Origin of the sequence: Pseudaquabacterium terrae (genome assembly GCF_013266755.1) — a bacterium.
Classification (GTDB): domain Bacteria; phylum Pseudomonadota; class Gammaproteobacteria; order Burkholderiales; family Burkholderiaceae_C; genus Pseudaquabacterium; species Pseudaquabacterium terrae.
The window spans coordinates 649,916-665,375 of sequence record NZ_JABRWJ010000003.1; the positions used below are offsets into that span (position 1 = coordinate 649,916).

The window sequence follows — 15,460 nt, forward strand, 5'->3', positions numbered from 1 at the left end:
CCGTGCCGACCGCGACCGACCCCTCCAGCGATGCGACCATCCTCGTCGTCGACGACCTGCCGGCGAACCTCGAGCTGGTGGCGAGCAGCCTGGAGCAGCGGGGCTATCGCGTGGTCGTCGCGCAGGCCGGCGACGAGGCGGTCGAGCGTGCGCTGCTGGTGCGGCCGTCGCTCATCCTGCTCGACGTGATGATGCCGGGCATCGACGGCTTCGAGACCTGCCGCCGCATGAAGGCGCACGACGAGCTGCGCGACATCCCGGTGGTCTTCATGAGTGCGCGCGCCGAGATCGGCGACAAGCTGTCCGGCTTCTCGACCGGCGCGGTCGACTACGTGACCAAGCCGGTCGACAGCGCCGAGCTGCTGGCGCGCGTCGAGACCCACCTGGCGATGGCGACGCTGCGCCGCCAGCTCGCGATGCAGAACCAGCAGCTGCAGCGCGAGGTCGCCCAGCGCGAAGCGGTCCAGGCCGCGCTGCAGCGCTCGAACGCCGAGCTCGAGCAGCTGGCCTATGCCGCGTCGCACGACATGCAGGAGCCGCTGCGCATGATCGCCAGCTACCTGCAGCTGGTCGAGCGCCGCTACAGCGAGCACCTGGACGACGACGGCCGCGAATTCATCGGCTACGCGGTCGACGGCGCCAAGCGCATGCAGGCGCTGATCAACGACATGCTGGCCTATTCGCGGGTCGGCACCAAGGGCCGGGCGCCGGCGCCGGTCGAGGCCGCCGAGGTCGTGCGCATCGTCCGCGGGCACCTGCGGCTGGCGATCGAGGAAGCGGGCGCCGAGATCACGGTCGGCGCGCTGCCACGGGTGCACGGCGACGCGGCGCAGCTGGTGCAGCTGCTGCAGAACCTGGTGTCCAACGCGATCAAGTTCCGCGGCAGCGCGCCGCCGCGCATCACCATCGCCTGCCGCAGCGAGCCCGACGCCTGGTGCTTCTCGGTGCAGGACAACGGCATCGGCATCGCGCCGGAATTCGCCGAGCGCATCTTCGTGATGTTCCAGCGCCTGCATCCGCGCAGCGCCTACCCGGGCACCGGCATCGGGCTGGCGCTGTGCAAGCGCATCGTCGAACGCCATGGCGGGCGGCTGTGGGTCGAGCCGGCCGAGGGCGGCGGCGCGGTCTTCAAGTTCACGCTGCCGCGCCCCGCGCCCGCGCCCGGGCCCGCCGATGCACGCTGAGATGAAGCCCCCACGCTCACTTCGTTCGCTGCCCCCCGAGGGGGCGCTCAGTCCCTTCGGGACGGCCGGGCGGTACTGAGGTCTCGATGCCCGCGCTGCGCTCCCACCTGCTGCTGATCGAGGACAACCCCGGCGACGCACGCCTGCTCGGCGCGCTGCTGCAGGACGCGGCGGCGTTTGGCCTGGTGGCCGCGCTGGAGGCGGTTCAGACGCTGGCCGCCGGCGTCGAGCGGCTGCGCGCCGGCGGCGTCGACCTGGTGCTGCTCGATCTCGGCCTGCCCGAAAGCAGCGGCCTCGAGACCGTGCAACGCCTGCGCACGGCAGTGCCGCGGCTGCCGCCGCTGGTCGTGCTGAGCGGCCTGAACGACGAGGACGTCGCCGTGCAGGCGCTGCAGGCCGGCGCGCAGGACTACCTGGTCAAGGGCCGCGTCGAGCCGAGCGCGCTGGCGCGCACGATCCGCTATGCGATCGGCCGCCACCAGGCCGAGGAAGTGCTGAAGAACGAGCTCGAGCGCTCGCGCGAGCTGGCCGACGAGCGCGCGATCCGCCGCCGCGCCGAAGGTGAATCGGAAAGCCTGCGCCGCCTGCTCGACGAGCGCGAGCAGCTGCTGCGGCTGCTCGCGCACGAGGTGCGCCAGCCGCTGCACAACGCCGCCGCGGCGCTGCAGAGCGCGCTCAACACCCTCGCCGGGCCGAGCGCCGCGGTGCCGCCGGGCGTGCGAGCCCCGCTGGAACACGCGCAGCAGGTGATGACGCACGTGATCGGCACGCTGAACAACGCGCTGGCCGCCGCGCTGCTGCTGACCAGCGGCGGCCACGGCGAGCCGACCGACACCGACCTCGACACGCTCATCGCGCTGGTGCTCGGCGACATCGGCCCGGAGGACCGCGCGCGCATCGTCGTCGCCAACCACAGCGAGCTGCGCACCGCGCAGCTGCAGCCGATGCTGATGCGGCTGGCACTGTGCAACCTGCTGGTCAACGCGCTGAAGTACTCGCCCCCGGCCGCGCCGGTGCAGCTGCGCATCGCCGACGGCGACGATCCGCCGGCGCTGTGCTTCGAGGTCGCCGACGCAGGCGCCGGCATCGAGGCCGCCCTGCTGCCGACGGTGTTCGAGCGCGGCACGCGCGGGCCGCGCGCGCGCCCCGGCACCGGTGCTGGGCTCGGGCTGTACATCGTGCGGCAGGTGGTGCAGATGCACCGCGGCAGCATCACGATCGATGCCAACGTGCCGCACGGTACGATCGTGCGGGTGCACATTCCGCAAGGCATCTGACCCTCACGATGGCCCTTCCCGCCACCCTGGCGATCATCGACGACGACGCCGACCACGCGGCCTACCTGGCGCAGTTCCTCGAGCAGCGCGGCGTCGCGGTCACCGTGTTCCACGACAGCGACGAGTTCCTGACCTCGCCGGCCGCGTTCGAATTCGATTTCTACGTCATCGACCTGATGCTGCCGGGCATCGACGGCGTCGACCTGATCCGCCTGGTGCGGCGGCGCGGCAATGCCGGCATCGTCGTCGTCTCGGGCCGCATGGATGCCGACGTCTTCGAATCGGTGATGCGCACCGGCGCCGACATGCACCTGATGAAGCCGGTGCGCATGGAACAGGTGGCGCTGGCGATCGAGGCGGTGCAGCGCCGCATCGAGGGCGGTCGCGCGCAGGCCGGTGCGTGGCGGCTGGACCGCAAGGCGCGCCAGCTGATCGCGCCCGAGGGCACGCGCATCGAGTTGAGCGACAACAACCTGGCGGTGATCGAGTGCTTCGTCGATGCCAACGGCGCGACCGTGACGCACGCGATGCTGTGCGAGCGCCTCGGCCGCGACGCGGCGCAGGAGGCCGACAACCTGCTGCACGCCGCCATCTATCGCCTGCGCCGCCGCATCGAACGCGCGACGCCGGCCAGCGTGCCGCTGCACGTCGAGCCGCGCGTCGGCTACGCGTTCCGCGGCACGCTGACGGCCATTTGACGCGTCAGGCGAAGCTCGGCGCCGCCTCGTCGTGGCATTCGTGCAGCCAGACCTCGAGCTGCGTCGCCGGCACCGGCGCCTGGAACAGGAAGCCCTGCGCCAGCGTGCAGCCCAGCGCGAGCAGCTGGCGCGCCTGCGCCGTGGTCTCCACCCCCTCGGCGACGACCTCCAGCCGCAGTGCCCGCGCGACCGCGACGAAGGCCTTGACCAGCTCGGCCTGGCGCGGATCGGCATCGATGCGGCTGATGAAGCAGCGGTCGAACTTCAGCCGGTCGACGTCGAAGCTCGCCAGGTAGCCGAGCGCCGAGTAGCCGGTGCCGAAGTCGTCGATCGCCACCTGCAGGCCGAGTGCGCGCAGCGCCGCCAGCGCGTGCTGCACGCGGTCGCTGTCCTCGAGCAGCAGGCTCTCGGTGACCTCGATGCCCAGCCACTCGCCGCGGCAGCCGCTGGACGCCAGCGTGTACTCGACCAGCGAGGGCAGGTCGTCGTCGAGGAACTGCCGCGTCGAGACGTTGAGCGTCACGCGCAGCGGCTCGGCTCGCCCTGCGTTCCAGCGCCGCGCGGCCAAGGCCACCTGCTCCAGCACCCAGCGGCCGATCGGCACGATCAGCCCGGTCTCCTCGGCCAGCGGCACGAAGCGTTCGGGCGCCAGCAGGCCGAGCTCGGGATGGCGCCAGCGCAGCAGCGCCTCGGCGCCGACGATCCGGCCTTCGCTCAGGCTGACCACCGGCTGGTACATCAGCTCCAGCCCGGCGCCGTGCTGCGCCTCGGCCAGCGCCTGCGCCAGCGCGAGGCGCTCGTGCGCGCGCAGGCTGAATTCGGCACGGTAGAACGCATGGCGCAGGCCGCCGCCGCGCTTGGCCTGGTACATCGCGATGTCGGCATGCGCCAGCAGCGCGTCCAGCGTCGTGCCGTCGGCCGGACACAGCGCGATGCCGATGCTGCCGCCGGGCACCACCGTGCGGCCGCCGAGCGGCACCGGCTGGCGCACCGCCTCGAGCAGCTTGCCCGCCACCGCCGCCAGCGCCGACGGATGCTCGACGTTGCCGACGATCACCGCGAACTCGTCGCCGCCCAGCCGCACCAGCAGGTCGCCCGCGCGCACGCACTGCACGAAGCGCTGCGCCAGCGCGCGCAGCAGCTCGTCGCCGGCGGCATGGCCGAGCGAATCGTTGACGTCCTTGAAGCGGTCGAGGTCGAGGATCAGCACGCCGAGCCCGCGCCCGGCGGCGAGCGCCTGGTGGATCATCTCCGGCACCGATTCGTACAAGGCCTGGCGGTTGTGCAGCCGCGTCAGCGGGTCCGTCAGCGCCAGCGCGCGAATGCGCTCGCGCTGCTCGACGCCCAACGTGATGTCACGGCTGATCGATAACGCGCCTTCGACGCGGCCGTCGTCGGTGCGCACCGGCACGATGCGCGCCTGGTGCACCTCGAAGCGGCCGGATTCGCCGCGCAGCCGCAGCTCCATCTCGTCGGGCTTGCCGCGCTCGAGCACGCGCAGCACGACGCACTCGTAGGCCGCCAGCGCCGCCTCGTTGCCGGGCGGCAGCAGCTGCTGCGGCAGCCGGCCGAGCAGCTTGTCGACCGGCGCGTTCAGCCGCCGCGTCAGCACCGGGTTGGCGTAGACCAGCCGGGCGTCGGCATCGAACAGCACGATCGTGTCGGGCGAGCACTCGGCGAGCGAGCGGAACTCGCGCTCGCGCGCCGCCAGCGCGCTTTCGGCCCGCTTGCGCGCGGTGATGTCGGTGGCCACCATCAGCAGCCCGCGCGGCAGGCCGGCGGCGTCGCGCTCGACCGCCACGCGCACGCCGTGCCACAGCGCGCGGCCGTCGGCGGCGCGCCACTCGATGTCGAGCTCCTGCAGCCGGCCGGTCGCCAGCGCGGCGCGCAGGCACTGCTCGAGCGGCAGTGCAAGCGCGCCGATCGGCGAGGCTTCGCTCGGGCGCCGGCCCAGGTAGTGCTCCGGCTTCAGCCCCGTCAGTTCCTCGAAGCGCGGATTGGCGTAGACGCGCCGCAGCTCCAGGTCGAAGCGCACGATCAAGTCCGGCGAGCTGCGCAGCACCGCCTCGGCGACGTTCACCAGATCGCTCATGAGGCGTCTCCGCCGGACACCGGCCGCCGTGGCGGCCGCGTCGGCTGCAGGCCGCTGCCGAGTGTCTCGGTCACCACCGCGATGTCTCGCGCGACGCCGGACACCGTCTCGACCGTCGCCTCCAGCAGCGCGGCGGTCGGCTGCAGGCGCGGCTCCTGGCGCAGCAGGCGCAGCAGCGGCTCGAGCTCGTCGCACATCATCTGCAGTTGTTCACCCTGCACCGCGACGATCGCCAGCCGCGCCACGATGCGCCGCATCACCTGGGCCTCGGTCTCGTCAGCCGCCCACATGCACCGGCTCCTGCAGGCGGAAGGCGCCGATCACGCGGGTCAGCCCCTCGGCCTGCTGGCGCAGGCTCTCGGCGGCCGCGGCGCTCTCCTCGACCAGCGCGGCGTTCTGCTGCGTGCCGTTGTCGAGCGAGACGACCGCCTGGTTGACCTGCGTGATGCCGGTGCTCTGCTCGGTGGTCGCGGCATCGATCTCGCTGATCAGGTCGGTGACGCGGCCGACCTGCTGCACGATCTCGGCCATCGTCGCGCCGGCCTGGTCGACCAGCGCGCTGCCGCCGTGCACCTTCTCGACCGAGTTGCCGATCAGCACCTTGATCTCGCGCGCCGCCTGTGCGCTGCGCTGCGCCAGCGTGCGCACCTCGCCGGCGACGACGGCGAAGCCGCGGCCCTGCTCGCCGGCGCGTGCCGCCTCCACCGCGGCGTTCAAGGCCAGGATGTTGGTCTGGAACGCGATGCCGTCGATCACGCCGATGATGTCGGCGATCTGCGTGCTGGCGTCGCTGATCTGCTTCATCGTCGCCACCACTTCCTGGACCACCGCGCCGCCGCGGCCGGCCACCGCGGCCGCCGCGCTGGCCAGCTGGTTGGCCTGGCGCGCGCTGTCGGCATTGGTGCGCACGGTCGCGGTCATCTGCTGCATCGACGCGGCGGTCTCCTGCAGCGCGCTGGCCTGCTGCTCGGTGCGGCCCGACAGGTCGGCATTGCCAGTGGCGATCTGCGCCGACGCGGTGGCGATGCAATCGGCGCTGCGCCGCACCTGGCCGATCAGCGTGACGAGGTTGCGCTGCATCTGTCCCATCGACGCCAGCACGCAGCCGGCGCGGGCGCGGTCGGCCCCCGGCACCGGGCTCAGGTCGCCGGCGGCGACCTGCTGCGCGGCGGCGCTCAGCTCGGCCGGCTCGGCGCCCAGCGCACCGGCCAGGCCGCGCGTGATCAGCACGCCCAGCAGCGCCGAGCCGCCGGCGGCGAGCGCGCAGACCAGCAGCAGCATCCAGCGGTTGGCGGCGTAGTGCGCCTCGGCGCCCTGCACCTCCTTCTTCGCCTGCTGCTCGATGTGCTCGCCGAAGTCGTTCGTCACCTTGCGCAAGGTTTCCAGCAGCGGCAAGCCCTGGCGCTTGAGCTGCGCGTACGCCGCATCGCGGTTGCCGGCGCTTGCCTGCTCGACGACCGCGCGCGCCACCGGCGCGTAGGCGGTTTCGATGCGCTCCATCTCGGTCACCATGTCGCGCGGGCGCGAGTCGCTGTCCTGCCCGGCGCGCACGCGCTGGCCCAGCTTGTTCAGCGCCTTCTGCAGGTCCTCCTGGGCTGCGCCGACCGACTTGACGTCGGCGGCGCGCTCGGCCGGCTCGTCGGCCAGCAGCACGTTGCGGATCGCGATCGCGCGCCGGTTCGCCGCCAGGCGCACCTCGGTCGCCAGCCCATCCTGTTCCACCTGCTCGTGCACGAAGTGGCTGAAGTCGGCGTTGGCCTCGCCCAGAGCGCGCAGGCACAGCAGCGACACCAGCACCATCAGCGCCGTCAGCGCGCCGAACGCCAGCCCGAGCTGCATGCGCACCGTCATCGTCCTAACCATCAGGGATCTCCTTCAGTGCGGCCGCAGTCATTCCCCCCGGGCGGCGGTCGCAACCCGCACCGGAAGGCCGGCCCGAACAACAACGTCCGGCTCGACTGCAAAATGATCCATTGAATCAGATCTGATCAAAGACTAGAATTATGATCAAATACATGCTCTATTGATCATGTCAACGAACAAGCGGCGATCTCTGGCCAACGCAACCTCGGCACCGACACGCGGGGGGCTGGTCGTTGCCCTATCCCGGTGCGCTCAAGGGCCGTCCTATAGTTGCTTCGAGGCGCTGCCTGCGCCTGGGAGCACGCACATGCCGGGGTTCGAGAACATGCGCGCCATCGAGATTCTGATGGTCGAGGACAACCCGGGCGACGTGCGCCTGACGCGCGAGGCGTTCAAGGACGGCCGCGTCTGGAACCGGCTGCACGTCGTCGAGGACGGGCTCGCGGCGCTGGATTTCCTGCACCGCCGGCCGCCGTTCGACGACGCGCCGCGCCCGGACATCATCCTGCTCGACCTGAACCTGCCGCGCATGGACGGGCGCGAGGTGCTGGCGCACATCAAGGCCGACGAGGCGCTGCGCATCATCCCGGTCGTCGTGCTGACGACCTCGCAGGCCGAGGAAGACGTGCTGCGGGCCTACCACCTGAACGCCAACTGCTACGTCACCAAGCCGGTCGACCTCGAGCAGTTCATCCGCATCGTGCAGGCGATCGAGGACTTCTGGTTCACCGTCGTGCGATTGCCGCCGTCGTCGTCCCCCTGAAAGGAGGCCCCATGTCCGCTCCGATCCGCGTGCTGATGATCGAGGACAACCCGGCCGACGCCCGGCTGCTGGCCGAGATGGTCGGCGACATGGGCGCCGAGGGCCTGGATTGCGAGCTGGTCTGGAGCGAAACGCTGGAGTCGGGCCGGCAGCGGCTCGACGCCAACGAGGTCGACGTCGTGCTGCTCGACCTGGGCCTGCCGGGCAGCAACGGCCTGCCGACCTTGCACCGGCTGCTGGCCGACGGCCCGTGCCGCGCCGCGCTGGTGATCTTCAGCGGCCAGGGCGACGAGGAGCTCGCACTGCAGGCGCTGCAAGCGGGCGCGCAGGACTACCTGGTCAAGGGCCAGATCGATGCACCGGCGCTGGCGCGCACGATCCGCCGCGCGATCGGCCGCGCGCAGGCCGACCATGCGAAGAGCCGCTTCCTCGCCGGCATCAGCCACGAGCTGCGCGCACCGCTGAACGGCATCCTCGGCTTCGCCCAGCTGATGCAGCTGGACGACACGCTGAGCGACCGGCATCGCCGCTCCGCCGGGCTGATCAGGAACAGCGGCGAGCACTTGCTGCGGCTGATCAACGACATCCTCGACCTGGCCAAGGACGAGGCCGGCCGGCTGGAGCTCGATCCGCGACCGTTCGAGCTCGAGCCGCTGGTGCAGATCGTCACCAGCATCGCGCGCGTCAAGGCGGCGCAGAAGCCGGGCCTGGCGCTGCAGGTCGAGCTCGCGCCGGAGCTGCCGCGCCAGATGCACGGCGACGACCAACGGCTGCGCCAGGTGCTGTTGAACCTGCTGGACAACGCGGTCAAGTTCACCGAGGCCGGCGCCGTGACCTTGCGCCTGCGCGCCGCGACACCGGGTCGCCTGTGCTGCGAGGTCGACGACACCGGCCCCGGCCTGACCGACGAGCAGCGCGCGCGCCTGTTCCAGCCCTTCGAACAGGTCGGCGAGCGCCTGCAGCGCTGCCAGGGCACCGGGCTCGGGCTGGTGATCTCGCGCCAGCTGGTGCGGCTGATGGGCGGCGAGCTGCGCGCGTCTGCGCGTGAAGGCGGCGGCAACCGCTTCGCCTTCGAGGTCGACCTCGCGCCGGTGGCGGCATGAGGCGGTGGCCGTCGCCGCGCCGGCGCCGCTACCGGCTGCTGCCGGCGCTGGCGCTGGCCGCCGTCGCACCGGACGGCAAGACGCAGGAACCGGCCGCCAGCGTCGTCGTGATCGGCAAGCGCGAGAGCCTCTCCGCGGGCCTGGCGCTCAAGCGCCAGCGCGACGAGGTCAGCGATGCCATCGTCGCCGACGAGATCGGCAAGCTGCCGGACTTCAACCTGACCGAGGCCCTGCAGCGCATCACCGGCGTGCAGGCCACGCGCGACCGCGGCGAAGGGTTCGGTCTGACGGTGCGCGGGCTGACGCAGGTCGAGACCACGCTGAACGGGCGCGAGATCTTCACCGCCGGCACCGGCCGCACGCTCGACTTCGCCGACCTGCCGGCCGAGATGATCGCCTCGGCCACGGTCTTCAAGTCGGCCTCGGCCGAGCAGCTCGAAGGCGGCATCGGCGGGCTGGTCGACCTGCGCACGCGGCGGCCGTTCGACTTCCCTGGCGCGGCCACGGTGCTGTCGGCGCGCGCCATCCACGGCGACCTGGTGCAGCGTGGCGAGGCCCAAGGCTCGGTGCTGGTCAGCCGGCGCTGGCCGCTCGGCGGCGGGCACCAGCTCGGACTGCTGTTCAACGGCTCGCTGCAGGAGCGCGCGTTCCGCGAGGACAGCAAGGGCACCGGCGCGCCGCAGCTGCGGCGCGACCTGCTGCCGGACCGCGCGGTGACCGTGCCGGGCTCGACCAGCGAGACCAGCAGCGTCGGCACGCGCCGCCGCGGCGCCGGCACGCTGATCGCGCAATGGCGGCTGCCCGAGGGCCTGGAGCTGCAGGCCGAGGCCCACCTGGTCGAGTTCCACACGCGGCAGGACTCGCAGCAGATCAACGTCGCCGCCGGCACCGGAGTCGAGCCCGGCAGCGTGCAGCTGTTCGACGGCAGCAGCGACGTGCGCCGCATCACCTGGCTCGACGCGCCGGTGTCGGTCCTCAGCTTCGCGCGCGACACGGTCGACCGCCTGCAGCAGGCGGCGATCGGCGTGCGGCACAGCGGCCCCGTCTTGAGCTGGAGCGCCGATGTCAGCCACACGCGCAGCTTCAACAGCCTCTACTTCAGCGGCCCCGGTTTCGGCGGCCGGGCGGCGCGCTTCACGCACGACCTGTCGGGCAGCGTGCCGGCGACCCGCATCAGCGGCACCGACCTGCTCGACCCGAACGCGCTGCGCTACACGCTGCTCGCCTACCGCACGCGGGTGTTCGAGGGCACGCTCGATGCGGCGCGGGTCGACCTGGCCTGGCAGCGTCCCGACGCCTGGTGGCAGCGTTTCAGTGCCGGCCTGCGCAGCGCGCGCCGCGAAGCCGGCAACACGCCCGGGCTGATCTTTGCCGACGCCCCCCTGAACGGCCCGGCCGCCGCCGCCACGCCGGCGCGGGTGCAGCCGAACCCTTACGACGACTTCATGCCCGGCTCGACCAGCATCGGCCGCTACCTGACCGGCCGGCTCGACGGCGCGCGTGATGCGCAGGCGCTGCGCGAGGCCTTCGGCATCACGACGCCGCTGCCGACCAGCGCCGCGGCGCTGAGCCTGTGGCAGATCCGCGAGCACGGCGATGCCGGCTACGTGATGGGCCGCTTCAGCGCCGACACGCTCGACGGCCAGCTCGGGCTGCGCCTGCTGCACACGCGCAGCAGCGTGTCCGGCAGCCGCACCGTGCAGCCCAGCGGCCGCATCGAGCCGCTGCAGCTCGAGCACCGCACGACCGATCTGCTGCCGAGCCTGAACCTGCGCTGGGCCTGGCGGCCCGAGCTGCTGCTGCGGCTGGCGGCGTCGCGCACGCTGACGCGACCGGGCTTCGACCAGCTGTCGCCCTCGCTGTCGCTGCTGCGCAATCCGATCACGCCGTCGCTGAACCAGGGCATGGCCGGCAACCCCGAGCTGCGGCCGATGCGCTCGAAGAACCTCGACCTGGCCATCGAGCACTACGCCGGGCCGTCGAGCGCGCTGCACGCGACGCTGTTCGCCAAGCGCGTCGACGGCTTTCCGGCGACCCACAGCGCGCCGGAAACCCACGACGGCGAGACCTACCAGGTCAGCCGCCCGCGCAACAGCGACGCCGCCCGCATCGATGGCCTCGAGCTCGGCGGCCAGCACTTCTTCGATCGTCTGCCGGGCGCCTGGCGCGGCCTCGGCGTGCAGGCCAACGTCACGTGGATCGACAGCCGCACCAACGACCGCCTGCTCGGCACCGGCGTGCCGCTGCAGAACCTGTCGCGCCGCAGCGCGAACCTGATCGGCCTGTACGAGCATGGGCCCTGGTCGGCGCGGCTGGCATGGAACCGGCGCAGCAGCTTCGTCAGCGGCACGACCAGCGTCGTCGGCCTCGGCGTGCTGGCGAACACCACCCAGGGTTACGGCTGGCTCGACGCGTCGATCGGGCTGCGTCTGACCGACAAAGTGAGCGTCGCGCTCGAAGGCACCAACCTGCTGCGCACGCGGCGCGACGCGTATTTCGGCGTGCCGACGCGCCCCCAGGCCAGCCTGCTCAACGACCGCCAGCTCGGCGCCCGCGTCACATTGCAGTTATGAAGCAACGCTGGTGGTGTCGATTCGCCCCGGCGCTGCTGGCGCTGGCCGGTGCCGCCGCAGGCCCCGGCGCGTCGGCCGGGCCGCTCGAGGACTGGCGCGCCGAGGCCGCCCGCGTGCGCCTGCTGGCCGACAACGACGTGCCGCGCGCCCTCGACGAAGCGAGGCGGCTGCAGGCGACGCTGCCGCCGACGGCGACCCCGGCCGATCGCGTTCGCGCGCTCAACGTGCTGACGCGCGCCGAGACCTACATGGGCCTGACCGAACCGGCCGAGCAGCATGCGGCCGAGGCCTTCGCGCTGGCCTCGCGGCACGACGACCGCATCGGCCAGGCCGAGTCGGACTTGAGCATGGTGCTGAACTCGGTCAACCAGGGCCGGCTCGACGAGCTGGTCAAGGCGACGCAGCGTGCGGTCGTCACCCTCGAAGGCACCGACCGGCCGGATTTGCTCGCCGAGGCGATGCTGCGGCTGACGGTGATGTACCGCCGCTTCGAGCAGATGGACGAATCAGTGCAGGTCGCCGTGCAGGCGATGGAGATCGCGCGCCGCTCCGGCCACCCGCTGGCGCTGGCCTATGCGCACCAGGGCCTGGCGCTGGCCTTCGGGCAGAGCGGGCGGCAGACGGAAGCGCTCGAGCATCTGGAGCAGGTGGCCGCCCAGGCGCGCCGCGTGCCCTCGCGCATGCTCGAGGCCTTCGCCATCGCCGGCATGGGCGGCGACCTGGCCAACAAGGGCGAACACGCGCGGGCCGAGCAGCTGGCGCGCCAGGCGCTGGCGATGCATCGCGAGGTCGGCGCGCCGTTCGCGATCAGCTTCGGCCTGTACGGCGTGGCCAACGCGCTGACCGCCGCCGGCCGGCATGCGCAGGCGCTGCCGCCGCTCGACGAATCGATCGCCATCTACGCGCGTCATCCGAACCCGATCGGGCTGTGGTTCTCGCTGAATGCCCGCAGCAGCGTCTACCAGAAGCTCGGCGACATGGCCCGCGCCCGCATCGATGCGCAACAGGCCCACGCTCAGGCCAAACGCGTGAACCATCCGATCTACCTGAGCGGCAGCGCAACGCGGCTGTCGTCGATCGCCGCCGCGAGCGGCGACCACCGCCGCGCCTACGAGCTGGCCGTCGAGGCCGCCGAGATGACCCGCAAGTCGGTGCACGACAAGGCCGGCGCGCGCATGCTGCAGCTGACGCAGCGCTACGAGAGCGAGAGCAAGCAGCGCGCGATCGACCGGCTGACGCGCCAGACCGAGCAGCAGCAGGCCCAGCTGCTGCAGCACGACCTGCAGCAGCGCTGGCTCGGCACGCTGCTGGTCGCCGTGGGCCTGGCGCTGGTCGGCACGGCCGTGGTCGTGCACCGCTCGCGGCAGGCGCATCGCCAGCTGCAGCGCCTGAACGCGCAGCTGCAGTCGTCGGAGAACGCGGTGCGCGTGCTGAACGCCGAGCTCGAGCAGCGCGTCAGCGACCGCACCGCGGCGCTGCGGCAGCAGGCGCGCTACCTGCGCACGCTGATCGACATGCTGCCGATGTGGGCCTGGTTCAAGGACACGAAGAGCCGCTACCTGGTGACCAACCGCGCGCACGCGCAGGCGCAGCGGCTCGAGGTCGACGCCGTCGTCGGCCGCACCGACGTCGAGCTGCAGCCCGGTGCCGCGGCCGAAGCGTCGCTGCTCGACGATGCGCAGGTGATGGCCTCGGGCGAGCGCACGGTGATCGAGCAGGCCTTCGACGATGCGCAGGGCACGCGCTGGATGGAGGTCTTCAAGGCACCGGTCAACGACGAGGACGGCAGCCTGCTCGGCACCGTCGGCGTGGCGCAGGACATCAGTGAGCGCAAGGCGACCGAAGCGGCGCGCGAGGTCGCGCTGGCCGAGGCCGAGCGCCTGGCGCAGCTGCGCAGCGACTTCCTGGCGCAGATGAGCCACGAGCTGCGCACGCCGCTGTCGGGCATCCTCGGTTTCGCCGAGATGCTGACCGCCGAGTCGGTGCTGACCGAGCGGCAGGAGCGCTGCGTTCGCATCATCCAGCAGAGCGGTCAGCACCTGCTGAACCTGATCAACGACCTGCTCGACATGTCGCGCATCGACGCCGGCCGGCTCGAGCTGAGCCCGACGCCGGTGCGGCTGACCGAGTACCTGCACGAAGTCAGCGAGATGATCGCCGTCAAGGCCGAGCAGAAGGGGCTGCAGCTCGAGCGTGTGCTGGCGCCGGACCTGCCGCCGGCGCTGCGACTGGACGATCTGCGCCTGCGCCAGGTGCTGCTGAACCTGCTGTCCAACGCGGTGAAGTTCAGCGACTCGGGGCAGGTCACGCTGCGCGTGGGTCTGGCCGGAACGCGCCAGCCGCGCAACGGCGCGCGCCTGCGCTTCGAGGTCGAGGACACCGGCATCGGCATGTCGGGCTTGCAGCTGGCCAAGCTGTTCCAGCCCTTCGAGCAGGTCGCCGAAGACCGCCGCCGCCAGGGCGGCGCGGGGCTCGGGCTGGCAATCAGCCGGCAGCTGGTGCGCCTGATGGGCGGCGACATCCAGGTCGACAGCCGGCTCGGCGTCGGCAGCCGGTTCTGGTTCGAGCTGGAGCTCATGCGCTGCGATCCGCCGGAGACGGCTGCCGCAGCGGCGCGCGAGACCGCAGCGCCGCGCGAGCCGCTGGCGCCGGCGCAGGCACAGTCCGCAGCGCAGCAGTGGACCGTGCCGCCGCTCGAAGAGCTGGAGCGCCTGCAAGGGCTGGCGCGCATCGGCGACATGCGCCAGATCCGCGAACAAGCGCAGGACCTCGAGCAGGCCGATCCGCGCTTCGCTGCGTTCGCGCAGCACCTGCGCGGCCTGGCGCTCGATTTCCGCTCGCAGGCGGTGAGCGAATTCATCGGCTTCCATGCCGCGCAGCTGCAGGGTCAGCCGGCGGCCGATGCCGAGACGGCCGAGTCCGACAAGAACTGAGGCGAGGCCGCTCTAATAGCAAGTTAGACGCCTGGCAGTGCCAGCGCGTCGCGCACGGCCAGCCCGAACTGGCGCTGCGCCTGGCGCGCGGCGGTGATGCCACCGGCCATCACGATGAAGCCATGGGCCAGGCCGTGCCACTCGACCAGTTGCACAGGAGTGCCAGCAGCGAGCAGCGCATCGGCGAATGCCACGCCTTCGTCGCGCAGCGGGTCGTGCCCGGCCAGCACCAGCAGCGTCGGCGGCAGGCCGGCGAGCGAGCGCGCCAGCAGCGGCGCGCCGCGGAAATCGGCGGCGCGGCCGCTCGCACCGAACGCATGGGCGCTGAAGTGCGCCATCGTGCGCAGGGTCAGCGTCGGGCCGGCCGCGTGCCGCGCGCGCGACGGGTAGTCGCCGTCGTGCCCGCCCGCGGCCGGCGGGTACAGCAGCGCCTGCAAGCGAATCGCCGGAAACCCCGCATCGCGCGCCAGCAGCGCGACCGTGCTCGCCAGCACCGCGCCCGCGCTGTCGCCGGCCACCGCCAGCCGCGCCGGGTCGGCGCCGAGCGAGCGCGCATGTTCGGCCGCCCAGCCGAGCGCGGCCCAGGCGTCGTCGGCCGCCGCCGGGAAGGCATGCTCGGGCGCCAGCCGGTACTCGACCGAGACCACCACCGCGCCGCTGTCTTCGCAGAGCTGGCGGCATACGTTGTCGTAGGCCGCGATGTCGCCGAGCATGTAGCCGCCGCCGTGGTAGTAGACGACGATGCCGTGCGGGCCGGCAGCGCGGGGCGTGTACACGCGCAGCGGGATCGCCGGCAGCGCGCCGGCCGCCGGCACCGCATGGTCGGCAACGCCGACGTCGGCCGGTGGGCGGTCGGCGGCCGCACAGATCTGGCGATAGAGGTCGCGGCTGGCCGGCAGCGGCAGGTCGCACAGGTCGGGCATGCCGGCGGCGTGGGCCGCCTTCATCATCGCGGCGAGTTGCAGGTCGAGCAT

Annotated in this window: 11 protein-coding genes; 7 read left to right on the plus strand and 4 right to left on the minus strand. The window is 72.3% G+C overall.

From position 1 onward, the window contains the following. Positions 1 to 2 precede the first annotated feature (2 nt). The 3 genes from HLB44_RS38170 to HLB44_RS12125 all read left to right on the plus strand — a co-directional run bounded on the left by HLB44_RS38170 (position 3) and on the right by HLB44_RS12125 (position 3,159). Positions 3 to 1,184, plus strand: coding sequence for an ATP-binding protein (locus HLB44_RS38170; protein ID WP_173122822.1), 1,182 nt, complete (start codon positions 3 to 5; stop codon positions 1,182 to 1,184). Between the two features lie 86 nt (positions 1,185 to 1,270). After that, on the plus strand, positions 1,271 to 2,461 hold the full coding sequence (locus HLB44_RS12120) for a hybrid sensor histidine kinase/response regulator (RefSeq protein ID WP_173122823.1): 1,191 nt from the start codon (positions 1,271 to 1,273) through the stop codon (positions 2,459 to 2,461). An 8-nt stretch (positions 2,462 to 2,469) separates the two neighbouring features. Continuing rightward, positions 2,470 to 3,159, plus strand: coding sequence for a response regulator transcription factor (locus HLB44_RS12125; protein ID WP_173122824.1), 690 nt, complete (start codon positions 2,470 to 2,472; stop codon positions 3,157 to 3,159). 4 nt (positions 3,160 to 3,163) lie between these two features. On the opposite strand, the gene HLB44_RS12130 is transcribed toward HLB44_RS12125, so the two are convergent. From HLB44_RS12130 to HLB44_RS37840, 3 genes are read right to left on the minus strand one after another with little or no spacing between them, the layout of a single operon-like run. Then, on the minus strand, positions 3,164 to 5,251 hold the full coding sequence (locus HLB44_RS12130) for a putative bifunctional diguanylate cyclase/phosphodiesterase (RefSeq protein WP_173122825.1): 2,088 nt from the start codon (positions 5,249 to 5,251) through the stop codon (positions 3,164 to 3,166). Beyond that, a complete protein-coding gene (locus HLB44_RS12135) occupies positions 5,248 to 5,541 on the minus strand; it encodes a hypothetical protein (RefSeq protein ID WP_173122826.1) in 294 nt (97 codons plus the stop codon). Before HLB44_RS12135 ends, HLB44_RS12130 begins: the two co-directional genes overlap by 4 nt. After that, complete coding sequence (locus HLB44_RS37840; protein WP_281375146.1) at positions 5,528 to 7,114, minus strand: methyl-accepting chemotaxis protein; 1,587 nt, start codon at positions 7,112 to 7,114, stop codon at positions 5,528 to 5,530. Before HLB44_RS37840 ends, HLB44_RS12135 begins: the two co-directional genes overlap by 14 nt. 307 nt (positions 7,115 to 7,421) lie before the next feature. Between HLB44_RS37840 and HLB44_RS12145 the strand changes: the two genes are divergently transcribed. Genes HLB44_RS12145 through HLB44_RS12160 form a run of 4 tightly spaced genes read left to right on the plus strand, consistent with a single transcriptional unit; the run spans position 7,422 to position 14,486 of the window. After that, on the plus strand, positions 7,422 to 7,877 hold the full coding sequence (locus HLB44_RS12145) for a response regulator (protein ID WP_173122827.1): 456 nt from the start codon (positions 7,422 to 7,424) through the stop codon (positions 7,875 to 7,877). Between the two features lie 11 nt (positions 7,878 to 7,888). Continuing rightward, positions 7,889 to 8,980 (plus strand): ATP-binding response regulator, encoded by a 1,092-nt coding sequence (locus HLB44_RS12150; protein WP_173122828.1) that lies wholly within the window; start codon positions 7,889 to 7,891, stop codon positions 8,978 to 8,980. Next, positions 8,977 to 11,553 (plus strand): TonB-dependent receptor, encoded by a 2,577-nt coding sequence (locus HLB44_RS12155; RefSeq protein ID WP_173122829.1) that lies wholly within the window; start codon positions 8,977 to 8,979, stop codon positions 11,551 to 11,553. Before HLB44_RS12150 ends, HLB44_RS12155 begins: the two co-directional genes overlap by 4 nt. Next, positions 11,550 to 14,486, plus strand: a complete 2,937-nt coding sequence (locus HLB44_RS12160; protein ID WP_173122830.1) for an ATP-binding protein — start codon at positions 11,550 to 11,552, stop codon at positions 14,484 to 14,486. The genes HLB44_RS12155 and HLB44_RS12160 overlap by 4 nt, the downstream gene beginning before the upstream one ends. A 23-nt stretch (positions 14,487 to 14,509) precedes the next feature. Here the strand turns inward: HLB44_RS12160 and HLB44_RS12165 are convergent, their stop codons facing one another. Further along, positions 14,510 to 15,460: an alpha/beta hydrolase gene (locus tag HLB44_RS12165; RefSeq protein ID WP_173122831.1), complete on the minus strand. Its 951-nt coding sequence runs from the start codon at positions 15,458 to 15,460 to the stop codon at positions 14,510 to 14,512.